Below are 21,832 nucleotides of genomic sequence, written 5' to 3' on the forward strand. Positions count from 1 at the left end.
AACCCCCTGCGGCCGGGCTTGTTTACGCCACTGTCAATAAAGGGCGCTACCGCAACCCGCTGATCTCCGTCCCGTCCACCAGCGCGCCCTTCAGGGAGGCCCGAGCCCCCTGCTTGGCACGGGCCACCAGGAACTGCCCCTGCCCGGCGGCGGTGACCCCGCCCCCCGCCTGGATGGACGCCGTGTCCTTGTCGCCCGCGGCCAGCAGATACCAGTGCCCGGCCGCGGACTTCCACAGCACCCCGGCGAGCACATGGGGGTCGCGTGGTCCACAGGCCCGCGCGTCCGTGCCCTTGGCGACCACCGCCCCCACCGGCCCGCCCGGAGTCCGGAACTGGGCCAGCGCGCCCGTGCCGTCGCCGCGCCAGGTCTCGGCCCTGGTGCACACCCACTCGGCCGCCCCGGTGCCGTCGGGCAGCGGCTGGCCCGCGAAGGTCCAGGCGTTGACACTGCTCACCCCCGCCGAGCGCTCCACCTGAAGCGAGCAGGCGAACGGCGCCCAGGCCCTGAGGCCGTCCGCGCCGGACGCCTCGCCGTCCGAGCCGGGCCGGCCGGCGGTGAGGTGGGCCGGGACCAACTCGCCCAGGTCGGTGGCGAGCCGGGTGCCGGAGGCGTCGGTCAGCTGGAGCACGGTCCAGGAGGTGCAGCTGCCGGGCTGCAGCGCGGGGCTGGCCAGCGGCGCGGTGATGCCGTCGGTGAGCCTCAGCGGGGTCGCGGCCGAGTCCGGCTTCATCAGGTCCCGCGAAGCCGCCTTCCGCACCCAAGGGGCCGTCAGGTAGCGGACGTTGCCGTCGGCGCGGCCCAGCACCAGCGCGCTCGCCTCGGCGCCGGACGCGCCGTCGACCCGGGCGAGGTCCAGGGCCGCGCCCTGGGTGCCGTCGACCGGCTCGGCGTACCGGGCGATGCGCAGGCCGTCGTAGAACATCACCACACGGGCGTTGTCGACCTGGCCCGCGTACAGCAGCTGGGGCGGCCCGGCCGGGCCGCCGGTCTGGGTGCCCGGGGTCGCCGAGACCCGGACCGTGGCACCGGGGCGGGCCCAGACGGCGAGGGCACGGCGCAGCAGGCCCGTGTCGCCGGTGAGCGGGCCGCGGGCGGGCCACACCGAGAAGTCGGTGCGCGCGGCGGACTTCCAGTCGGCGGGGGAGACCCGGACCAGCCGGGCGGGGTCGAGGGCGGCCTCGGCGGCGGGGTTCCCGGCGTAGGCGGGAGCGGCGGCGCCGTCCGGGCCCCAGCCGCCCGAGGGCAGGGCGACCAGCGCCCCGCACACCGCGAGCGCCGCGGCGGCGGCGAGGGCGGCCTTGGTGTGCTGGCGGCGGCGCATCAGGTCGGTGGGCCGGGCCTGGAGCAGGCAGGGGTCGAACTCGGGGGAGGAGAGCAGCGCGGGCTGGGTGGGCACGCCGTTGGCCGCGGCCAGCGCGCCGCCCGGGTCGTCGACCCCGGCGGTCGTGAGCAGCCCCCGGATCTCGGTGTCGGACAGCTTCTCCAGGCCGTGCAGCACATAGGCGGCGCGGGCGGGGCCGGACAGGGCCGACAGCCGCTGGTCGAGGGTGAGTTCGTCGGCGCCGCCCGAGCGCGGGAAGAGCCTGAGGCCCCACACCTGGGGCAGCAGCGGAGGCAGCTGGGACAGCCGGGGCAGGCCCTTGCGGGGCCGGGCCGCCTCCAGGGCCGCGCACAGGACGCGCTCGCGCAGGAAGGCGTACCCGGGGTCGCCCTCGCGGCCCGCGGTCTGGGCCGGGATCGCCGGCCGCTGCCCCCGGCCCCGGGGCAGGGCGCGCTGGGCGAGGGCGTGTGCGGTCAACACCCGGCGGCTGCGGCCGAGGCCCGGCGGCAGCACCAGATAGGCGATCCGCACCAGCCGTGGATAGTGCTCGACGAGCACGGCCTCGGCCTGCTCGACGTCGACCGGTCCGGAGGCGCCGGCGGAGGCGGGTGCGTGACGCTGGGCTACATCCTGTGACTGCACGTCATGGAGAACGAGCGAGTCGTGGGTTGGTCACCCCCGGATGGGTGATGCCGCCCGGCCTCATTCCTCCGGTTCGACCAGCGCGCGGGCATAGTTGGCCATCGACCGCTGGTAGCGCGGCAGATGCGGGGCGAGGGCGCCGAGGACGAGGGACAGGCCCTCGCGGTCACGGCCGAGGCTGGACAGGCACAGGGCGAGACAGGCCCGTACCGCGTCGTCCAACTCGTCCGAGGGCGAGTCCAGTTCGGGCGTGAGGAGCTTGACGCCCTCCTCCGCCTCGCCGATGTTCCGAAGCGAGCTGGACAGCTGGATCTTGGCCCGGCGGCCCTTGTACTGGCTCGCCTCGCTCAGCCCGCGCGCCAGCGCCTCCCGGTACAGCGGCACCGCCTTGTCCGAGTGTCCGGTCGAGTCCCAGGCGCAGGCCTGCTCGAAGGCGCCCAGCGGGCTGTCGTGCGGCAGCTCGGCGACCAGCGCGTCGATCATCGCGCGGAACTCGTGCGCGCGCTCTTCCGGATAGTCGTCGAAGGTGGCCCACGCGGCGGCCACACGGTCTTCCCAGTTCTGGTTCACCGGGGCACTTTCGCACACCCGTGCGCGGCCGGTCAGCGGATTTGAGCAGACGGCGGTCGAGGGACGTATCCGAAGGAGCTGAGGCATGCTTGGCCCACAGGACCGGAGGAACAGATGAGGGTGACACGACTGCTGCCGGCCGCCGCGGCCGTACTGGCGCTGGCGGGCTGCGGCTCGAGCGGTGACACCAAGGCGGTCCCGCCCACCGCGACCGGCAGCCTGGAGAGCCTGGCCGCCCAGGTGAAGTGCACGCCCAACATGCAGACCGACGCCGACGAGCTTCGCCAGGCCATCTGCAAGAACGGCGACGGCAGGTTCATCCTCGCCACGTTCGCCACCGATCGCGGGCAGCGCGAGTGGATCAACGACGCGAAGGACTACGGCGGTTACTACCTCGTCGGCCGCAAGTGGGTCGCCGTCGGCGACGACGGGGTCGTCAAGGCGCTGCGCGGCACGCTCGGCGGGGACGTGGAGATCGGCACGAACCATGCCGAGCACTCCGCGCACGGTGGATGACACCGGGCGCGCACACGGGAAAGGCCGGTGACGGGAGGGGGTTCCGTCACCGGCCTCGTCTCGTGGCCCGCGTCAGCTGATCAGGCGCAGTTGCGGCCGCTGTTGATGCAGTTGGCGATCCTGTTGGCCAGACCGCCGGTCGTGACGCTGATGAAGTCGTCGTGGTCGGTGATCGGCTTGTGCAGCTCCTCCGGGAAGCCGTCCACCGCGTAGGCGTTCTTCACCGTGCCGTCCGCCTGGATGACCGGCTGCGGCACGTTGTACACCAGGCGCATCGTCAGCTGCGGGATGGCCTTGAAGCCGTTCGGGCAGACCCCGCTCGCCGGGTCCGCGAAGGCCACGTGGGTACGGTGGTTGGCGCTGTCGATGTTCACGCCGTCCCAGCAGCTCTGGAAGGCGAACGAGCGCACCACCTGGCTGCCCTGCGGACAGATCGGGTACTTGTCCGTCAGCTGCACCTTGTTCTCGAAGCCGGTGCAGCTCCAGTGCGCGTTGGCGTTGGCCGGGCCGTTGACGAAGGCCTTGGCGTCACCGGTGATGATCCGCAGGAACTGCGGCATCGCGACGACCTTGCCGGCCGGGCTGCCGACGTACTTGATCTGCGCCTGCTGGGCGACCAGGACCTTGCCGACGTTGAGGTCCTTGCCCCCGCCGTCCGCGTTCGCGTCCTTCTCCTGGGTGCCGTCCTGCTCGCGGATGACCGGCCAGTAGTACGCCGACAGGTCGTTGCGGTTCTGGCAGCTGGTGCCGCCCTGCAGGAACGTCTGGTTGCTGGAGAAGGCGTTGACCTTCTGGTTGCCGACGTAGTCGTGCACGTGGTGGGCACCGTTGGTCACACCGGGCGCGACGATCACGTTGTCGCTGTTGTGGTTCTGGTTCGCGTTCACGCCGCAGCGCGTGGTGAACGTGCCCGTCGAGGCGTTCTGCAGTTTGTTCGGCTTGCCCTGGACGTTCGGGGCGACCTTGGTGATGTCCACGAAGTCCGCCGCTGCAGGGCCGTCACCGGCCTGGCCACCGTTGTTGCCCTGCTGCTGACCGCCGTTGCCCTGCTGCTGGCCGCCGTTGTTGTTCTGCTGCTGGCCACCGCTGTTCTGCTGCTGACCGCCGTTGTTCTGCTGCTGGCCACCGTTGTTCCCCCCAGCGGTGGTCTGGTTGGCGTTCTGCGTGGTGCAGGCGGCGAGCTGGGCCAGCGAGCTGTCGAACCGGCCACCGACGCGCTGGATGTCGATCCGGATCCGGTCGATCGTCGCCGCCCGCTTCTCCTTGAGGGGGCCGACGATCGCGTTCTGCACGAAGCTCGGGTCCTTGGCCTGCGCGTCCCGGGTGGAGGCGAGCCGGGTGTAGGCCTCGGTGATCTGCTTGTCCAGGTTGGCCAGCTCCGTCGCCACGCCCTGACGGGCCCGCCAGGGCACGTTCGTCAGCTTCTGCTGGACGTCCGGACAGGAGATCGTCGCGACCTGCGCCGTGGCGGCCTTCGTCTGGTTGCCTCCCCACGTCTGGTTGTTCGACTCGTGCGCCGAGGCGTAGAAGTTCGCCCATATCAGCCCGCCCCCACCGAGCGCTAGGGCCGCCGATGCGGCTATGGCCTTGGTGGCCAGCGGCGTACGGCGTTTTCGTGTGTTGCGTCCCATGGAACTCCTCTGACTTCCTTGCGGGGCAGCATCGAGGCGCCCGACAGGAGTGAAGCGGCGCCCTTCCATACGGACGTCGTCCCAGAGGTGTTCACCGGTCTCACAAATTCCTCGCATGAACACGGGAGTTGGCAGGTCAGCGGTCACGGTCCAGATAGGCGAGGACCGCCAGCACCCGCCGGTTGTCGTCGTCCGACACCTCCAGGCCCAGCTTGGCGAAGATGTTCGAGGTGTGCTTGGCGATGGCCCGTTCCGTCACCACCAGCTGGGCCGCGATCCCCGCGTTCGACCGGCCCTGCGCCATCAGCTCCAGCACCTCCAGCTCGCGCGGGGTCAGGCCTGCGAGCGGCCGGTCGTCGACGGCCCGCCGGGACAGCAGCTGCTGGATCACCTGCGGGTCCATCGCCGTACCGCCGGCCGCCACCCGCCGTACGGCGTCGATGAACTGCTCGGCGTCGAACACCCGGTCCTTCAGTAGGTAGCCGACCCCGCCGGTTCCGTCGGCGAGCAGCTCGCGCGCATACAGCCGCTCCACGTGCTGGGAGAGCACCAGCACGGGCAGCCCGGGCCGCGCCTTGCGGGCCGCGAGCGCGCACTGCAGGCCCTCGTCGGTGTGCGTGGGCGGCAGCCGTACGTCGACCACGGCCACGTCAGGCTCCGACTCGGCCAGCGCACGGGCGAGTTCGGGCCCCGACTCGACGGCGGCGGCGATCTCGAAGCCGAAGGCCTGGAGCATCCGGACCAGCCCGTCGCGCAGCAGGAAGAGGTCTTCGGCTAGGACAACGCGCACGGGATCTCCATGGTCACCAGGGTGGGGCCGCCGGCGGGGCTGCTGAGGGCCAGGACGCCGTCGAATGTACCGAGCCGGCGCTCGACCCCGGCCAGGCCCGACCCGGCGCCGACCGCCGCGCCGCCCTTGCCGTTGTCCGTGACCGTGATCCGCAGCCGGCCGGCGGCGTGGTGCACGTCGACCCACACCCGGTCGGCACCCGCGTGCTTGACGGCGTTGGTGAGCACCTCGCTGACCGCGAAGTAGGCCGCCGACTCGACCGGCGCGTCCGCCCGGCCCGGCAGCTCCACGGTCACCTCCGTGGGCAGCGGCAGCCGCAGCGCCAGCGCCCGTACGGCGTCGCCGAGTCCGCGTTCGGCGAGGACCGGCGGGTGGATGCCGCGGACCAGGTCGCGCAGCTCCTCCAGGGCCTCGGCGGAGTTCCGGCGGGCCTCGGCGATCAGCCTCTTCGCCTGCGCCGGATCGTGCTCCACCAGCATCTCGATGGTGCCGAGGTCCATGCCCATGGCGACCAGCCGGGCCTGTGCCCCGTCGTGCAGGTCCCGCTCGATGCGGCGCAGTTCGGCGGCCGAGGTGTCCACGGCGTCGCGCCGGGTCTCGGTCAGCACCCGGACGCGTTCGGCGAGTTCCGCGTCACCGCCGAGTACGGCGCGGGTGAGCCGGAAGTGCGCGGTCAGCAGGCGCGGGGAGAGGCGCCAGGCGACGGCGAGGAGCACGGCGCCCAGCGCGGCCGCGCCGAAGGCGGTCGCCTGGCCGGAGACCGGAACGAAGAGGTACCAGTAGGGGCCGCCCGTGGCCGGTACGTACGCCCGCCACAGCCCGGCCGCCAGCAGGATTCCCTGGACGGGGTAGAACAGCACCACGGCCGACAGGAGCGCGGTGACGAAGCCCGCGGTGATGTCCACCGGCAACCAGAGCACGTCCCGCCGTACCTGCGGGTCCCGCAGCAGCGCGAAGGTGCGCGTCCAGGGGTTGGCGCCCCGGGGGAGCGGCTGGTACACCGCCGGGATCCGGATCCCGCACCACTGCGCCGCGAGTCCTCTGCGGGCGTCCGCCAGCGCCCGTACGCCGGTGAGTACCGCCGGGGTCGTGACGAGCCCGACCCCGAGCGGGACGAGCGCGACGGAGATCAGGGTCAGGAGGAGGAAGGCCACCCCGCAGGGGAGCACCACGATGGCCAGCACCAGTCCCTGCACGGCCGCGAGCAGCACCTCCCGGGCCTTGGCGCGGAAACCGTCCGTCTTCGTGTCGGTCTTCATGCCGCCAGTCTCGCGGACGACTTCGCGCCGGTCAGTCGTCCGAGGCCCCGTTCGCCGGGGTGGTGCCAGGTACACCCCCGCCCTGTGCCAGCAGCTTCGCCTCCACCTCCGGGGCGACACCCGGAGCCGTCCGGTCCGGCCGCAGTGGCGCCTCGCCGCCGATCTCCGTCAGCCAGTGCCAGGTGTCCGCGACGGTCTCCGCGGCCGGCCGGCACGCCAGCCCGGTGGCCAGGGCGCGTGAGACGTCGGTGCGGTGGACGCAGGAGTACAGCTCGCTGCCCGGCGGCACCCACACCGGCAGCTCGGTCCACGGCTCGATCCCGGCGGCCAGGATCACCTCCGGCTCGATCCAGCGCAGTTCGGCGTCGGCGCCGGTGACCCGGACACACAGGTCGAGCAGTTCGCCCATGGTGCTGTGGCCCGGCGGGCCGATCAGGTCGTACGGCCCGCTCAGCGACTGCTCGACGGCTCCGAGGAGCCAGCCTGCCAGGTCGCGGGCGTCGACGAACTGCACCGGGAGCCCCCGCGGCCCGGGGGCCGCCACCGGGCCGCCGCGGGCGATCCGGGTCAGCCACCAGGGCAGCCGGCCCACGTTCTCGTGCGGGCCGAGGATCAGCCCGGCCCGCACCAGCAGCGAGGCCTCGGCGCCGAAGGCCTCTACGGCGGCCAGCTCGCCGCCCCGCTTGTCGCGTGCGTAGCCGGCCGGACCGGCGTCGGCGGCGGCGCCCTCGACCAGCGCCCCCGCCGCGGCGGGCCCGTCCAGCGAGGGCCAGGGCCAGGCGTACACGGACCGGCTGGAGACGTACACGTATCGCGCGGCACGGCCCCGCAGCAGCCGTGCCGCCGCGTGCACGGCCCGGGACTCGCCCGACCAGGTGTCGATCACGGCGTCCCAGGTGCCGGGGGCGGCGGCGAGCGCGGCGAGGCCGTCCGGGGCGGTGCGTCCGCCGTGCAAGGACCGCACCCCGGGCGGGGGTTGGTGCCGTCCGCGGTGGAAGACGGTCACCTCCCAGCCCCGCCCCAGCGCGGACGTGACGACGGCCCGCCCCACGAACTCCGTACCGCCCAGCACCAGAAGTCTCATACCGGTGATCGTGCCCGCTCGGCACGGACGGTGGAACGGGACTCTGCCGAGGGCAGAGCCGGCAGTCCCGTCCCCCAGGCTCGAGTGAAGCCGGGGCGGGGGAGGGTCAGCGGCCGGTCGGCGGGGTGTACTTGTAGCCGACCCGGCGCACGGTCTGGATCGTCCGGCGGTGCTCGGCACCCAGCTTGCGGCGCAGCCGGGCGATGTGCACGTCGACGGTGCGGCCGTCCCCGACGTGGCCGTACCCCCACACGGTGGTGACCAGCTGGTCGCGGGTGTGCACCCGGTGCGGGTGCGCCACCAGATGCGTGAGCAGCTCGAACTCCAGGTAGGTGAGGTCGAGTTCACGGCCGTCGACGCTGGCGGTGCGCTGGACGGGGTCGATCCGCACCAGCGGGTCGGTGCCCGTGCCGGGGGCCGCCTCCGGCTGGTCCGGGACCGCGGCCGGCAGGAACGGCGGCCGCTGGTCGGCGGGGACCAGCACCAGGTAGCCGACCATCGGTGGCCGGCCGGGCAGGGTGGGCAGGGTGTGCTGCGGCGCGGGCAGCCAGGTGGCGCCCGGCGGCAGGAAGTCCGCGACGTCGACCACCTCGTCCCGGTCGACGGCACGCAGCCGGTGCCGGGCGGGGGAGGTCAGAGTGGAGGCGGAGGAAAGGGAACGAGTGGTCGCCATGAGAGGTCAGCTCTTTCGCGCGAGAGGTTCGTCGGTGGGTGCGACGGCCGCGACTCGTGGTCGGGCGCGCCAGGGGACGTACGTCGTTCCGCGCTGGCCGAAGGCCGGGGTACGGCTTTAGAGGGCCCGCGCGTTCACCGCGCGGCAACACACCCGGTCGAAGTCGTGGTGCTGACGGGAAGGCCAGAAGGGCTCGAGGTCATGGCGACCCGTCGCGGTGTGCTTCTGGAAGCTGGCCATGTGCCCATTGAAGCAGACACCGGCGCCGGAGAGGACCCTTCTCTCACTGCGTGGACGCCTCCTTGGGGTGAAGTTGACGTGGCAAGTCCACCGGCGGGGCGCACTCCCGGGCCGCGCCGACCGGTTCCGCCGGCAGCCACGGCAGCACGTCCGCCTCGCGGTCCCGCCGCGTCTCGTGATGTCGTCGGCGAGCGGCACGCCCTGGGCGAGGGTCCGCAGGGCCGCCTCCGGGTACGCAGCAGGGGCGCCCACCGTGACGGTGGGCGCCCCTGCGGGAGGCGGGACGGATCAGACCTGGCCGGCCTTCTCCAGCGCGGAGCAGCAGGTGTCCACCAGCAGGCGGGTCACCACGTACGGGTCGACGTTCGCGTTCGGGCGGCGGTCCTCGATGTAGCCCTTGCCGTCCTTCTCGACCTGCCACGGGATACGGACGGAGGCACCGCGGTCGGAGACGCCGTAGGAGTACTGGTCCCACGGGGCGGTCTCGTGCAGGCCGGTCAGGCGCTCGTCGATGCCGGCGCCGTAGTTCTTGACGTGGTCCAGCGGCTTGGAGCCCTCGCCGAGCGACTCGCACGCGGTGATGACGGCGTCGTAGCCCTCGCGCATGGCCTTGGTGGAGAAGTTGGTGTGCGCGCCCGCGCCGTTCCAGTCGCCCTTGACCGGCTTGGGGTCCAGGGTCGCGGAGATGCCGAAGTCCTCGGCGGTGCGGTACAGCAGCCAGCGGGCCACCCACAGCTGGTCGGAGACCTCCAGCGGGGAGACCGGGCCGACCTGGAACTCCCACTGGCCGGGCATGACCTCGGCGTTGATGCCCGAGATGGCGAGACCCGCCTTCAGGCAGTTGTCCAGGTGGGCCTCGACGATCTCGCGGCCGAAGATCTCGTCGGCGCCGACTCCGCAGTAGTAGCCGCCCTGCGGGGCCGGGAAGCCGTTCTCGGGGAAGCCCAGCGGGCGGGAACCCTCGAAGAAGGTGTACTCCTGCTCGATGCCGAAGATCGGCTCCTGGGCGCCGAACCGCTCGGCGACCTCGGCCAGCGCGGCCCGCGTGTTGGACCGGTGCGGCGTCATGTCGATGTCGAGGACCTCGCACAGCACCAGGATGTCGTCGCCGCCGCGGATCGGGTCCGGGCAGGTGAAGACCGGCCTGAGCACGCGGTCCGAGGAGTGGCCCTCGGCCTGGTTGGTGGAGGAGCCGTCGAAGCCCCAGATCGGCAGCGCGTCGAGGCCGGCCGGGGAACCCGCGATGACCTTCGTCTTGGAACGGAGCTTGGCCGTCGGCGCGGTGCCGTCGATCCAGATGTACTCGGCCTTGAAGGTCACGGGGGCCACATCCTTCGGGGTGGTCGGGCGCACTCGGTGCGGGTGCTGCGGCGCTGCGGCACCGAGGCGCCGCTCGATCTGCCGGGCAGCCTGTCAACGGGCGATTTCCCGTCCGTTGCTCTTGTGTGAACCCCGTGTTACCTGGCGGTTCTGTGTCACGGCTCACCTTGTGAGGTGTCGTCCGGCGAGGTATGGGCGGGCTCCGCCGCGGCCTGCCGCACCCCCTCGAGGAAGTCCCGGATGGCGCCCCGCTGGTGGTCGTCGTAGCCGTGCAGCAGCTCCACCGACCGCTCGATCAGCGGCCCGAAGAAGGACCGGCCGAACTCCACGGCGCCTTCCGTCACCTCTACGACGACCTTCCGCCGATCGCCCGCCCCGCGCACGCGCCGCACCTGGCCGGCCCGCTCGAGCCGGTCGAGCAGTGCCGTCGTGCCCGCCGGGTTGAGCCCGAGCGCGGTCCCGAGCCGCCCGGCGCTCAGCTCCTCGCCGGCCCGCCGCGCGTCCATCAGCGCGATCAGGGCGCGTACGTCCGTGGGGTGCATGCCGTTGGCGTGCGCGAACCGGGCGCTGTGCAGCCCGAGTTCGACGGCGACGGCACGCAGCAGGTGGACGATCTCCATCTCGGGCTGCACGTGGGGCCTCCAAGTTATTATCTCGTTGAGCGAATATCTCGCTGAACGAGATAATAGGGGGCGGTTCCGTGACCGAGTACGCCGGATACGACAGCGAGGCCTTCCGGGTTGCGTACGGCAAGGTCCTGGCGAAGTGGCCCGCGGACCGCGAGGCGGTGCGTGTCCGCACGCCCTTCGGCGACACCCGCGTCAACGCCTGCGGTCCGCGCGACGCGCCCCCGCTGCTCCTGCTGCCGGGCGGCGGCGGAGCGACCTCCGCCTCCTGGTACGCCCAGATTCCCGAACTGGCCCGGGTCCGCCGGGTCTACGCGGCCGACCTGATCGGCGCCGCAGGTCTGAGCGCCAGGGTCGGCGACCGTCACCCCCGTACGGTCGCCGACCTGGTCTGTTGGCTGAACGCGCTGCTGGACGGTCTGGGCGCCGCGTCGGCCGACGTGGGCGGGCACTCGTACGGCGGCTGGCTCGCCCTGCACCACGCCCTGCGCGACCCCGCCCGGGTACGCCGCCTGTTCCTCCTGGACCCGACCCAGTGCTTCGCCGGGTACAAGGCGGCCTACCTGCTCCGCGCCCTGCCGATGCTGCTGCGGCCCACGCCCCGCCGGGTCCGCGCCTTCCTGGAGTGGGAGACGGGGGGCCTGCCCCTGGAACCGGACTGGCTCGCCCTGCAGGAGGCGGCCGCGGGCTTCCCGGCCGCGAAGCCGGTGACGCGTCCCCGCCCGGCGCCCGGCGCGCTGCGGGCCCTGGACGCGCGGGTCCTGCTGCTCGTGGCCGCGAACAGCAGGACCCATGACCCCCATGAGGTGACGAGCAGGGCCGGTGCGCTGCTGCCGCACGTGGAGACCGCCGTACTGCCCGGCGTCTCGCACCACGCGCTGCCGCAGGCGGCACCCGCGGGCCTGGCCCGCCACCTCACCGCCTTCCTGACCGGTCCCTGAGCCTCACCCCACCTTCTCGATCCGGGCGTGGCGGATGAGGAACTTGCCGGGCTCCCTGACCTGTTCGAACGCCGCGTTGTTGAGCAGCACACAGCTGCCGGAGACCGAGGTCACCTTCACCGTCGTGGACTTGTTGTTGTCCAGGTTCGTGACCTTGAGGGTCGTGCCCGCCGGGAACTGGTTGCTGGACGCGGCCGGGGCGCCGCCCTCGCCGGAGAGGGTGACGGTGGAGCCCTGGCACACCTGCTGTCCGGAGGCCGCGGCCGCGCCACCGCCGTTGTTCCCCGTGGCGGCGGACTGCGAGGGCTGCGCGCTCTGCCGGCCGCCGCCCTGCTGGCCGGTCTGCGCCTGCTGTCCGGTCTGGGAGCCCTGAGCCGACTCCCCAACCGTGCAACCGGCCGCCTTCTGCTGGACCTCGATCTGCTTGATGACCGCCTCGCGGTTGGCGATCCGGGCCGCCGACTGCGCGTCCGGGTGCGCTTTCTGGTCCGCGATGAACTTGTCGTTGTTGCCGTGGGCGGTGGCGAGCCCCTGGCAGACGGTCGAGTCCGCGGCCGAGAGCGTCTTCGCGTTCGTGGCCGGCTGGGCCGCGTTGGACGTGGTCGCCAGCGCGAAGGCTCCGCCGCCCGCCACCGCCGCGGCACTGACGAGCAGCGCGATCTTCTTCTTCGTGCCGAGAGTTCTCCTGCGCGACATGCGCGCCTCCTGAAGAGGTAGGGGGAGCGTACGCCGCTATGTACGAGATACCGAACGGGGTTGCTCAGCGGTCGCAGGAGTCGGTGAAGTGGCCTCTGTCACAGCGGAGTTGAGCGGCACTCAGCTCCTGCTGTGCGACAGGGCCTCCCGTACCGCCTCCTCGGAGCGGGCGACCAGGGCCGTACCGTCGTCGGCGGTGATGATCGGCCGCTGGATGAGCCGGGGGTGCTCGGCCAGGGCCGCGATCCACCGCTCCCGGGACTCCTCGTCCCGTGCCCAGTCCTTGAGCCCCAGCTCCTTGGCGTCCGCCTCCTGGGTGCGGGTGATGTCCCAGGGCTCCAGGTTCAGCCGCGCCAGCACGGTCCTGATCTCGTCCGCGCTCGGCACGTCCTCCAGATAGCGGCGGACGGTGTAGTCGGCCCCCTCGGCGTCGAGCAGGCTGATCGCGCTACGGCACTTGGAGCAGGCCGGGTTGATCCAGATTTCCATGCGGCACACGGTACTGGGTGGTCGGCCCGTACGGCGTTGTTCGAATTCCAGCCGCCTCACCCACCTCGTCAGGATCTGGTGTGACGCGACGCCAATTCCCGCTTCCACCTGGAGATTTGCGCGCCCGTGCAGGCCGCCGATTGTCAGTGCCCCGCAGTAGAATGGAAGCAGTGTTCGAGGGTGTCGCCGGACTGTCCGGCCGACACCCTGACCGCGACAGGAGGATGCCCGTGCCCGCTGCCGCCCTGAAGCCGAAGCCGTTGCCCACCCAGTCCACCGCCCAGCACCCCGTGCTGTTCGACTCGCCCTACGAGCCCGTGGCGAAACGGCCGTTGCCCGCCGGACGGCCGCGCGAGTGGTACGTAACGCACAACCGCCGCCTGAAGGCCATGCGCCTGGCCATAGCCCTGCTCGACTCGGGCGTCCACCAGCCGGCCCAGGCCCGCGACGAGAAGATCCGCAGCACGGCGGAGGAGATCGGCATGCGCCCGCCGTCCGACACCACGTGCCACATGGTCCGGGCGTTCATGCGCTACAGCCGCTGACACCTGTCCACTGCGCCGGGTGCCCCGCGTTCCCGGAGCACCCGGCGCGCGCCGCCCCTGGGCCCTGTCGAACTCCCGCCTGCCCCGCGTCACCAACCTGTCGGAACAGCACCCCTAGGTCGACACGGCCGCCACCGCCCTGCGCTCCGCCGACCCCGCCAGCAGCCGGGTCGCGAAGGCCCGCCGGTCCTCCGCGTGGTCATGGAACCAGAGTCCCAACCGGTGCTCCGCCTCGGGGAGTTCGAAGCGGGTGTACTCGGCGCGCGCCGACAGCGCGCCCTCTACGGCCTCGGTCACGGCCGGCGGGATGACCGCGTCGGTGCCCGGAACCGCCAGCACCGCCCGGCCCGTGTAGGCCCGCAACGCCTCCAGTGCCGGCGAGGACCGCCAGCTGTCCGGGGTGCGGATGATCTCGCTGAACCGGCCCCGGCGGTTCCCGAACGGCACCTCCCAGGCCTCGGGGGCGTAGACGGCGGGGGAGCACAGCCCGACGGCCGCCACCCGGGGACCGTAGTGCGGTACGAGATCGGCGACCGTCTGGCCGCTCATGCTGAAGCCCACCAGGACCAGCGGATCGTCCGCCGGAGCATGCGCGTCGAGCACGGCCACCGCCTGCTCGAACCGGCGGCGCAGGCTCAGCTCCGCGAGCGATCCCGTGCTCTCGCCGTGCCCCGAGAAGTCGAACGCCAGGGCGTGACAGCCGCGCCCGGCGAACTCGGTGACCAGCGGCAGGAGGCGCTGCTTGCTGCCGTTGCCCGCGCCGTGCAGCAGCACCGCGGTAGCCCGCCCCGGTGGGCCGGCGGTCAGGCCGCTGAGGCGTTCGCCGTCGAAGTCATGGGTGAAACCGGAGAGTTCGCTCATGGGGTCATTCACTCACGGCGGGTGCCCGGCGGGCGGAAAACGGGATGCGGCTGCGGCGGCGCCGTCCCTACTCTGAACAAACGGCACGAAGCCGACACACCCCACTCCCCGCCACACTCACCCCGCGGAGGTCCGTCATGCGTGGCATCGTCGCGTCCGGGACCGTCGTCCTGGTGATCCTCGGAACCGGAAACCATCTGTGGTGGCTCGCCGCCGTCGCGCTGCTGTATGTGTACGCGACGCAACGCCGTGGTTCCCCCGGCACGCCACCGGCCGGCGCGGGCACCCCGCCCCCGCCGGAGAGCTACCGCGCCTACCGTGAACGCCGGGACCGGCAGGCCCGGTGGGAGCGCCGCTACCGCCGTGAGCGGCCCTTCGAGGCCCGCCGGCAGGAGCGGGAGAAGAGCAGGTGAGCGACGGCGTCCCCGGTCACAGCCCGGGGGCGCCCCACACCGGGAACCAGCGGCTCAGATCCTGCTCGATCCGCAGATCGTTCGCGAGTGCCGCCTTCACCTGGAGCTCCAGCGCGTTGTCCCGCCGCTCGGCGGCGCCGGGCAGGGGCGCGAACGGGTAGAAGGTGCCCCGCTTGTAGAGATACACCAGCGCCAGCCTGCGGCCGCCCTCGTCCGCGAAGGCGGCCAGCGAGCACAGCAGCTGCGGGCCGAAGCCGTTGATCTCCATTGCGCTGTTCACCGCGTGCAGATCGTTGACCAGCTCCGGCAGCTGCTCGGGGCTGCGCGGGGAGACCAGCCAGGAATAGCCGTAGTCGTCCCGGCGCAGCTCCACCGGCCGACCCGCCCCACTCTCGCCTTCGCTCGAGCGGGGTGACCTCCACCGGTCGGAGTCCGCGTCCAGCAGCGCCTGTACCTCCCGGTGGGTCTGCTCGAAGGCCGCGCCCTCCACCGTGGCGAAGCACACCGCGCCGGTCCCGGTCGGCGTGAAGCCGACCGCGGCCTGCAGGGTCACGGCCGCCGAGGGCAGCGCGAAGAGCTGGTCGAGATCGGGCGCCACCGGTTTCGTACGGCCCAGCAGGATGTCCAGCAGCCCCAATGCTCAGCCCGCCTTCCCCGGGGTGGCGGCCTCACCGAGCTCCGCCGAGATCCGTCCCAGCTGCTCCAGCCGCTGTTCCAGGGAGGGGTGCGTGGAGAAGAACCGCTCGATGCCGGGCTCCTTGCCGGTGGCCGGGGTGAAGTAGAAGGCGTTGAACGCCTGGGCGGTGCGCAGGTCCTTGGTCGGGATCCGGGCGATGTCCCCGGAGACCTTCGTGAGCGCCGAGGCGAGGGCCGACGGGCGGCCGGTGAGATGCGCTGCCGCGCGGTCCGCCGCCAGCTCGCGGTACCGGGACAGCGCCCGGATCAGCAGGAAGCTGATCGCGTACACCGCCGCGGAGACGCCCATGATGGCGGCGAACACGGCGGCCGTGTTCTGGTCCCTGCGGCCCCCGCCGAAGACCTGCGAGTAGAAGGCGAACCGTACGATCAGGCCCGCCAGCACGCCGAGGAAGGACGCGATGGTGATCACGGCGACGTCCTTGTGCGCCACGTGCGAGAGCTCGTGCGCCAGCACGCCCTCCAGCTCGGCCGGCTCGAGCCGGCGCAGCAGGCCCGTGGTCACGCAGACCACGGCGTGATCGGGATTGCGGCCGGTCGCGAACGCATTCGGCATGTCCATGTCGGACACGGCGACCACCGGTTTGGGCATGTCCGCGATCGCGCACAGCCGGTCGATCACCGTGTGCAGCTCGGGATACTCCTCGCGCTCCACGACCCGGCCGTGCATCGCGAACATGGCGATCCGGTCGGAGAACCAGAATTGCGCCACGAACATCGCTCCGACCACCACGACGACCAGCACCCAGGACTTCAGCAGCGCGATCAGCGCGGCGACGAAGCCCACGTACAGCAGACCGAGCAGGAACATCGTCAGCCCCATGCGCACGGTCAGCCGTCGGTCGCTCCGGAAGCGGCTCTGCATCTTGCATCACCCCGCAGTCAGGCACTCGTCCCGATGTCCAGTGTGCACCTGCAGAATCCCATGAAGTGGTTCCGAACGCCCCTAGGTGCGGCAAAACGTACCTGTGGGTCGGCCGGCCGTCGCCGGGCGCCTCCCGCGCGCCGAGTACGACCCGCCCTAGTACGACGAGCCGAACTGCACCAGCCCGATCAGCACCACGACGGCCATCACACAGCCGAAGACCATGGCCGTCGACGCCCACGAGGTCCGGCGCGGCGCCGGCTCCGGGTCGGCGCGGAACGGCGCCGGATCCGGCGGGCTCTCCCTCCAGCGCGCGGCGAGCATCCGGGCCCGGGCCGAGGGCTCCTTGTGCTCGGCGGAACTGGCCCACCGATGGTCGAACTCCCGCTCCCAGTCGTCCTGTTCCGGCATCCCCGTGCAACCTCTCTCGTCCGTCAGGGTCAGGAGGGGCGATCCCCTGAAAGTAGGAAGCCTGGGAAGCCGGAATGGTTGCCCTGCGACGCGGGGGCGGCGGATTCAGCCGAGCGACGCGGCCGACGGGACGACGACGCCGTACAGGTCCGCGATCGTCGCGAGTGCGCCGTGGTGAAGCTGCTCGGCGGCCACCTCGGCCACGGCGGTGCGCAGCGGGCGGGTCGCGCAGGCGTCGGCCACGACGGTGGGCCGGTTGCCGCGCAGGAAGGCGCCCTGCGCGGTGAAGGCCACGCACATGTGGGTCATGAAACCCGCGATGATCAGGTCCTTGTGCCCGGTGGCGTCCACGTGCGTGGCCAGATCGGTGTCGTGGAAGGCGTTGGGCACCTGCTTGACGACCACCGCCTCGCCCTCGGCCGGCGCGACCCTCGGGTGGATCCGCCCGATCTCCTCGCGGATGTCGTAGGGCGTGCCCACGCCGCCGTCGTTGACGACGTGGACGACCGGCGCCCCCGCGCTCCGCGCCCGGGCCAGCAGCTCGGCGCCGGCGTCGAGCGCGGCCTGCCAGCCCGCCAGTTCCATGACGCCCCGGGTGTAGGTGTTCTGGTAGTCGATGAGGATCAGCGTCGAGCCGGCGAGCGAGGCCGGGGTCTGATCGAAGCCGTTGAGGTCACGCAGAGTCGTCGTAGCCATGGTCATCACGCTAGGAGCGGCGCCGGCGTGGCGGCAATGTCAGGCAACTTGCAGATCCGGACATCCGGGTGCTCTCAGCCGGCGCGGTGCCGGAACCGGTTGCGGTACTCCGTGGGCGTCGTGTTGAGCTTCCGCCGGAACGCGCGAATGAGGGTGTCGACGGTGTTGAAGCCGGAGACGGTGGCCACGCGCTCCAGGGTGTCGTCCGTGGTCTCGAGCCGGTTCCGTGCCACTTCGACGCGCGTGGACTCGATGTAGGACGCCGGGGTGGTGCCGAGCTGTTCCCTGAACATCCTGGTGAGGTGGCGCTCGCTGACGTGGGCGCGGGCGGCGACATCGGCGAGGGTGAGGCGCCCCGCGATGTTCTGCGTGATGAAGTGGCGTACGTCGTCCATGCGCCGGGTGGTCGAGGCGACCTGGGTCGGAACGCTGAACTGGCTCTGGCCGCCGGGGCGCTTCAGGTACATCACCAGCTGACGGGCGACGCTCATGGCGGCGGGTTCGCCGAAGTCCTCGGCCACGAGAGCGAGGGACAGATCCAGGCAGGCGGTGATACCCGCACCGGTCCACACCCCGCCGTCCCGGACGAAGATCGGATCCGCGTCGACCTCGACCGACGGATGGTCCGCGGCGAGCTGCTGCGCGGTCGACCAGTGGGTGGTGGCACGCTTCCCGTCCAGCAGGCCGGCCGCCGCGAGGAGGTGCGCGCCGACGCAGACGGAGGCGAGCCGCCGGGTCCGGGCGGCGAGCGTCTTCACCCAGGCGACCACAGCGGGATCGACGCGGGCGTGCACACGGCGCTCGGCGTCGACGTCGACGGAGCCGGGCACGATCAGGGTGTCGATGCGTCGTCGCGCGACCTCCTCGAACGTCGTGTCGGGCAGGACGCGGACCCTGGCGGAGGTGGTGACGGGGTCCGTCGTCTCGGCCGCCAGCACGACGCGATAGCCCGTCTCGCCGTCCATCTCCCGCTCCAGGAGAGTGAACACCTCCGGTGGTCCGGTGACGTCGACCAGGTCCACGCCGTCGAAAAGCATGATGACGACAAAACGCTCGATGCTGCTCATTCTCATTCCCCCCGCGCGGCATGTCCGTATCTGCAAACTTCGCGTCATTGCCGCGATATGGGGCGGATCGTAGCGTGATTTCCGGCCACCGCGAATGGCCCGGAATTCCCGATGAACAGCCCGGAAAGGGACGGCAGTGCCTTCGAATACCCTGCGTGACCTCAGCTCCCTGGACCCGACCCCGGCATCGCTCGCGCGGGCGACGCTGATCCTGATCGACGTCCAGAACACCTACACCCGGGGCGTCATGGAGCTGGAGGGCTGGGAGACCGCCCTCGACCGCGCGGCCGAACTGCTGGCCGAGGCCCGTACGGCGGGCGCGAAGATCATCCATGTTCAGCACGACGCCGGCGCGGGCAGCCCGTACGACCTGAACGCCGAAGTCGGCCGGATCCACGAGAAGGTGACCCCGGTGGACGGGGAACCGGTGGTCACCAAGCAGGCGCCCGACGCCTTCCACGGCACGAACCTGGGCGAGCTGGTGGACGAGGCCGGAAACGACGACCTCGTGCTGGCCGGCTTCATGACCCACATGTGTGTCACCTTCACCGCCCAGGGCGCGTTCCTGCGCGGCAACCGGCCCACGGTGGTGGCCGACGCCACCGCCACCCGCTCCCTGAAGACCGACGTGGCGGAGGTGTCGGCCGAGCAGCTTCACCACAGTGCGCTGGCGACGATCGCCGATCTGTACGGCGTCGTCGTCCCGTCCGTCTCGTCTCTCAGCTGACCGACGGACCGGAAAACTCCGGAACTGACAATTCCGAATTCCGTGCGCGCAGCTGGGGGCTGCGCGTTCTTCCCAGGGGGGAATTGAGAAAGTGCCTACTCGAAGAACCGTTCTGGGTGCCGCCGCTGCCGTCGGCGCCACCGCTGCCCTGACCAACCTCACCACCACCGGCACCGCCCACGCCGACACCGACGCCGACCGGCAGAAGGCCGCCCGTGACAGCATCCGAGCCGTCGACACCGGCATGCGCACCAACTACGACACCCTCCGCGCCAACCTGATCAACCACCTCGGCCCCGTCGTCGTCGTCAACAACGACATGCAGGGCGGCACCTACTACCTCGTCGACGACGGCAAGGTCGTGGAACAGATCCAGCCCGTCGACGAGATCTTCGAACTGGCCAAGTCCGTCGCGCACACCCCGCTGGGCATCTACTCCATCTGCGCGCCCTACCTGGACCCCAGGGACATCCCGCCCTCGCAGGCCGCGTACATCGACCCGCACGACCTCGCGACGGTCGCGTTCACCGGGCCCAAGGACACCAGCTGGACCACCCCGCTGCAGGCCTTCTCCACCACCCTGGACACCGCCCGCCGGCAGCTGGAGGAGGCCAGGCTCCCCGCGGACCTGCACGACTCCTGCGCGTTCATCCTCGACCACGCGCACGAGTACATCGCGGACACCCTCCGCACCCGGGAGTTCGACATGAGGTCCTTCGAGGACTTCTCCGGCGCGGTCTACCCGAGCATCCGCACCAACATGTACTGGTCGTCCAAGGTGCAGATCCAGGGCGTCAGCAACCTCCTGACGCGCTGGAAGAAGCAGGTCGGGGACGACGCCTGGAGCAACCTCTACGTGGTGGTGCTGTCCCTGTGGACCACGTACGAGCTGAACCAGAACAGCATCATCATCAAGAACTTCCTGAACCAGGGCAAGGCCGGCACCCATCTGATCGACCTGATGACCGCCCAGACCCCGGGCGACCCCGTCCACGTCGCGCTGGACAACCTCGCCCGCATCGTGCAGGACAACATCGCCGCCGAAATGGTGTTCGCCACGGACCAGACCACCGCCGACGCCCTCAAGGGCCGGCAGGATCTGCTCTCCACCGAGATCCTCCGGCTTCTCGGCGACGGCGGCACCGGCGCCCATGCCGCCGGCGCCCTCACCAAGGGCCAGGTCAACCAGATCGTCTGCCCGTTCCACAACAGGTCGGCGGCCACTGCGTCAGTCGTCTGAGTGCCGCCGGTCCGGTGCGCCGGACGTCTCGTGCAAGCGAAGGCTTCCCCACGGCGGGGAAGCCTTCGGCATTTCTCCGGGGGGAACGTGAAACCTTCATCCGTCATCAACCGTGCGGGCAGACTGTGGGCGCTGACCGGCCTCATGCTCCTCGCACTCAACCTACGCGCGGCGATCACCGGTATCTCGCCCATGATGGGCGACCTGCAGGCGACGTTCCAGCTCAGCGGCGTCGAAGTCAGCTGCCTGGCCACCCTGCCCGTGCTGTGCCTCGGCGGCTTCGCCTCGCTCGCCGCGCCGATGGCCCACCGCGTCGGCACCGAAACCACCATCGTGGGCGCGCTCACCCTGCTCACGACGGGCATCCTGCTGCGGGCCTTCCCCTCCACCGTGCTGCTCTTCACCGGCACCGTGCTGGCCGGCGCGGGCATCGCCGTGGGCAACGTACTCCTGCCCGTGGTCGTCAAACGCCACTTCGCGGCCCGGGTGGGGTCCCTCACCGGGCTGGCGATGATGCTGATGGCGGGCAGCGGAGCCCTGGCCGCCGGGCTCGCCATCCCGCTCCACGACGCCGCCGGATGGCGCAGCGCCCTCGCCGTGTGGGCGGTCCCCTCCCTCATCGCCGCGCTGACGTGGGGACCGCTCGCGGCACGCGGGCGCCGAGCACACCCCCACGTCTCCCACACCGCCGCGGCCCGTGGCGACTCGCTGCTGCGCTCGCCGCTCGCCTGGGCGGTCGCGGGCTTCCTCGGCATGGTGTCGCTGCTGTTCTACGCGCTCATGGCGTGGCTGCCGGAGATCATGCACGACGACGGGTTCGCCCCGACGGAGGCCGGAATGATGGTCTCGGTCATACAGATCATCAGCATTCCGCTGGGCTTCGCCGTCCCCGTGCTCGCGACGCGGCTGCCCACCCAACGGCCGCTGATCACCGGCATCGCCGTCACGAAGGCGGTGGCCCTGTTCGGCATCCTCCTCGCCCCGCGGGCCGGATGGCTCTGGATCGCCTTCCTCGGACTCGCGACCGGCAGTGCCTTCCCGCTCGCCTTCACCCTGCTGAGCCTGCGCTCGCCGAGCGCGCCGGTCGCCGCCCGGCTGTCCGGCATGGCGCAGAGCGGCGGCTACCTGGTGGCAGCGCTCGGACCGCTGACGATCGGCCTGACCCACAGCCTCACCGGGAGCTGGACGGTCCCGCTGCTCCTGCTGATCGCGCTGCTGATCCCGGAAACGGCCCTCGGTCTGCTCGCCGGCCGCCCGGCCTTCGTGCGCCCGGCCGCGGGCCGGGCGCACGGGTAGAACCCGAAGGCCCCGCTGCTCTGCGTGAAGAGCGGAGGGGCCTTCGGGCCGGACCACGGATCTCCCGGTGGCCCGCTGTCCGTCATACGTCGAAGATCGACAAACGCGCCTGTAATGGGTTCGGTCGATTCGGTGCTCCTACGCCTCCGGGCCACCACCCTGGCGCTCCCCGCAGGCCGCCGCCGCAACGTCCTCTGGCTCGGCCACGTCCACG

At 71.7% G+C, this 21,832-nt stretch carries 24 protein-coding genes; 7 read left to right on the top strand and 17 right to left on the bottom strand.

From position 1 onward, the window contains the following. Positions 1 to 46: 46 nt before the first annotated feature. Both AB0L59_RS04250 and AB0L59_RS04255 read right to left on the bottom strand, forming a co-directional pair. Positions 47 to 1,966 (bottom strand): hypothetical protein, encoded by a 1,920-nt coding sequence (locus tag AB0L59_RS04250; protein ID WP_365578984.1) that lies wholly within the window; start codon positions 1,964 to 1,966, stop codon positions 47 to 49. Positions 1,967 to 2,026: 60 nt separating this feature from the next. Beyond that, a complete protein-coding gene (locus tag AB0L59_RS04255; RefSeq protein WP_365579513.1) occupies positions 2,027 to 2,554 on the bottom strand; it encodes a tetratricopeptide repeat protein in 528 nt (175 codons plus the stop codon). 96 nt (positions 2,555 to 2,650) lie between these two features. Here AB0L59_RS04255 and AB0L59_RS04260 point away from each other — a divergent pair, with 96 nt between their 5' ends. Continuing rightward, positions 2,651 to 3,052 carry a hypothetical protein gene (locus tag AB0L59_RS04260; protein ID WP_365578986.1) on the top strand — a complete coding sequence of 134 codons (402 nt, stop codon included), beginning with the start codon at positions 2,651 to 2,653 and terminating at the stop codon, positions 3,050 to 3,052. Positions 3,053 to 3,132: 80 nt separating this feature from the next. Here AB0L59_RS04260 and AB0L59_RS04265 read toward each other — a convergent pair whose 3' ends face one another. From AB0L59_RS04265 to AB0L59_RS04295, 7 genes are all read right to left on the bottom strand, one after another. After that, on the bottom strand, positions 3,133 to 4,683 hold the full coding sequence (locus AB0L59_RS04265; protein ID WP_365578988.1) for a DUF1996 domain-containing protein: 1,551 nt from the start codon (positions 4,681 to 4,683) through the stop codon (positions 3,133 to 3,135). Positions 4,684 to 4,819: 136 nt separating this feature from the next. Then, positions 4,820 to 5,473 carry a response regulator transcription factor gene (locus AB0L59_RS04270; protein WP_365578990.1) on the bottom strand — a complete coding sequence of 218 codons (654 nt, stop codon included), beginning with the start codon at positions 5,471 to 5,473 and terminating at the stop codon, positions 4,820 to 4,822. Beyond that, positions 5,458 to 6,732 carry a sensor domain-containing protein gene (locus AB0L59_RS04275; RefSeq protein ID WP_365578992.1) on the bottom strand — a complete coding sequence of 425 codons (1,275 nt, stop codon included), beginning with the start codon at positions 6,730 to 6,732 and terminating at the stop codon, positions 5,458 to 5,460. Before AB0L59_RS04275 ends, AB0L59_RS04270 begins: the two co-directional genes overlap by 16 nt. A gap of 31 nt (positions 6,733 to 6,763) precedes the next feature. After that, entirely contained in the window at positions 6,764 to 7,816 is a 1,053-nt protein-coding gene (locus tag AB0L59_RS04280) for an NAD-dependent epimerase/dehydratase family protein (RefSeq protein WP_365578994.1), read from the bottom strand. A 106-nt stretch (positions 7,817 to 7,922) separates the two neighbouring features. Then, positions 7,923 to 8,489, bottom strand: a complete 567-nt coding sequence (locus AB0L59_RS04285; protein ID WP_365578996.1) for a winged helix-turn-helix domain-containing protein — start codon at positions 8,487 to 8,489, stop codon at positions 7,923 to 7,925. Positions 8,490 to 9,017: 528 nt separating this feature from the next. Continuing rightward, entirely contained in the window at positions 9,018 to 10,049 is a 1,032-nt protein-coding gene (gene glnII, locus AB0L59_RS04290) for a glutamine synthetase (protein WP_365578998.1), read from the bottom strand. Between the two features lie 155 nt (positions 10,050 to 10,204). Continuing rightward, the gene (locus AB0L59_RS04295; protein WP_365579515.1) at positions 10,205 to 10,669 is read right to left on the bottom strand and encodes a MarR family transcriptional regulator; all 465 of its coding nucleotides are present in this window, start codon (positions 10,667 to 10,669) and stop codon (positions 10,205 to 10,207) included. Between the two features lie 80 nt (positions 10,670 to 10,749). Between AB0L59_RS04295 and AB0L59_RS04300 the strand changes: the two genes are divergently transcribed. Beyond that, positions 10,750 to 11,616 carry an alpha/beta fold hydrolase gene (locus tag AB0L59_RS04300; protein ID WP_365579000.1) on the top strand — a complete coding sequence of 289 codons (867 nt, stop codon included), beginning with the start codon at positions 10,750 to 10,752 and terminating at the stop codon, positions 11,614 to 11,616. A gap of 3 nt (positions 11,617 to 11,619) precedes the next feature. On the opposite strand, the gene AB0L59_RS04305 is transcribed toward AB0L59_RS04300, so the two are convergent. Together AB0L59_RS04305 and AB0L59_RS04310 are read right to left on the bottom strand one after the other, a co-directional pair. Then, positions 11,620 to 12,312, bottom strand: coding sequence for a hypothetical protein (locus AB0L59_RS04305; RefSeq protein ID WP_365579002.1), 693 nt, complete (start codon positions 12,310 to 12,312; stop codon positions 11,620 to 11,622). Between the two features lie 120 nt (positions 12,313 to 12,432). Next, positions 12,433 to 12,801: an arsenate reductase family protein gene (locus tag AB0L59_RS04310; RefSeq protein WP_365579004.1), complete on the bottom strand. Its 369-nt coding sequence runs from the start codon at positions 12,799 to 12,801 to the stop codon at positions 12,433 to 12,435. Positions 12,802 to 13,031: 230 nt separating this feature from the next. Between AB0L59_RS04310 and AB0L59_RS04315 the strand changes: the two genes are divergently transcribed. Beyond that, on the top strand, positions 13,032 to 13,346 hold the full coding sequence (locus AB0L59_RS04315; RefSeq protein WP_365579006.1) for a hypothetical protein: 315 nt from the start codon (positions 13,032 to 13,034) through the stop codon (positions 13,344 to 13,346). Positions 13,347 to 13,460: 114 nt separating this feature from the next. Here the strand turns inward: AB0L59_RS04315 and AB0L59_RS04320 are convergent, their stop codons facing one another. After that, positions 13,461 to 14,207, bottom strand: coding sequence for an alpha/beta fold hydrolase (locus AB0L59_RS04320; protein ID WP_365579008.1), 747 nt, complete (start codon positions 14,205 to 14,207; stop codon positions 13,461 to 13,463). Between the two features lie 137 nt (positions 14,208 to 14,344). Here AB0L59_RS04320 and AB0L59_RS04325 point away from each other — a divergent pair, with 137 nt between their 5' ends. Next, positions 14,345 to 14,620 carry a hypothetical protein gene (locus AB0L59_RS04325; protein ID WP_365579010.1) on the top strand — a complete coding sequence of 92 codons (276 nt, stop codon included), beginning with the start codon at positions 14,345 to 14,347 and terminating at the stop codon, positions 14,618 to 14,620. Positions 14,621 to 14,636: 16 nt separating this feature from the next. Here AB0L59_RS04325 and AB0L59_RS04330 read toward each other — a convergent pair whose 3' ends face one another. From AB0L59_RS04330 to AB0L59_RS04350, 5 genes are all read right to left on the bottom strand, one after another. Continuing rightward, positions 14,637 to 15,257, bottom strand: a complete 621-nt coding sequence (locus AB0L59_RS04330; RefSeq protein WP_365579012.1) for a hypothetical protein — start codon at positions 15,255 to 15,257, stop codon at positions 14,637 to 14,639. A 3-nt stretch (positions 15,258 to 15,260) separates the two neighbouring features. Then, positions 15,261 to 16,181, bottom strand: coding sequence for a zinc metalloprotease HtpX (gene htpX, locus AB0L59_RS04335; RefSeq protein ID WP_365579014.1), 921 nt, complete (start codon positions 16,179 to 16,181; stop codon positions 15,261 to 15,263). 156 nt (positions 16,182 to 16,337) lie between these two features. Further along, entirely contained in the window at positions 16,338 to 16,592 is a 255-nt protein-coding gene (locus tag AB0L59_RS04340; RefSeq protein WP_365579016.1) for a hypothetical protein, read from the bottom strand. 105 nt (positions 16,593 to 16,697) lie between these two features. Further along, a complete protein-coding gene (locus tag AB0L59_RS04345; RefSeq protein WP_365579018.1) occupies positions 16,698 to 17,288 on the bottom strand; it encodes a cysteine hydrolase family protein in 591 nt (196 codons plus the stop codon). Positions 17,289 to 17,362: 74 nt separating this feature from the next. Beyond that, positions 17,363 to 18,355, bottom strand: a complete 993-nt coding sequence (locus tag AB0L59_RS04350; protein ID WP_365579020.1) for a DJ-1/PfpI family protein — start codon at positions 18,353 to 18,355, stop codon at positions 17,363 to 17,365. 136 nt (positions 18,356 to 18,491) lie between these two features. Between AB0L59_RS04350 and AB0L59_RS04355 the strand changes: the two genes are divergently transcribed. The 3 genes from AB0L59_RS04355 to AB0L59_RS04365 all read left to right on the top strand — a co-directional run bounded on the left by AB0L59_RS04355 (position 18,492) and on the right by AB0L59_RS04365 (position 21,618). Next, a complete protein-coding gene (locus tag AB0L59_RS04355) occupies positions 18,492 to 19,082 on the top strand; it encodes a cysteine hydrolase family protein (RefSeq protein ID WP_365579022.1) in 591 nt (196 codons plus the stop codon). A gap of 91 nt (positions 19,083 to 19,173) precedes the next feature. Beyond that, entirely contained in the window at positions 19,174 to 20,322 is a 1,149-nt protein-coding gene (locus AB0L59_RS04360) for a hypothetical protein (RefSeq protein WP_365579024.1), read from the top strand. Between the two features lie 87 nt (positions 20,323 to 20,409). After that, positions 20,410 to 21,618 carry an MFS transporter gene (locus AB0L59_RS04365; protein ID WP_365579026.1) on the top strand — a complete coding sequence of 403 codons (1,209 nt, stop codon included), beginning with the start codon at positions 20,410 to 20,412 and terminating at the stop codon, positions 21,616 to 21,618. The last annotated feature ends 214 nt before the right edge of the window (positions 21,619 to 21,832 follow it).

The sequence above is a fragment of the Streptomyces sp. NPDC052109 genome (assembly GCF_040680195.1).
GTDB lineage: Bacteria > Actinomycetota > Actinomycetes > Streptomycetales > Streptomycetaceae > Streptomyces.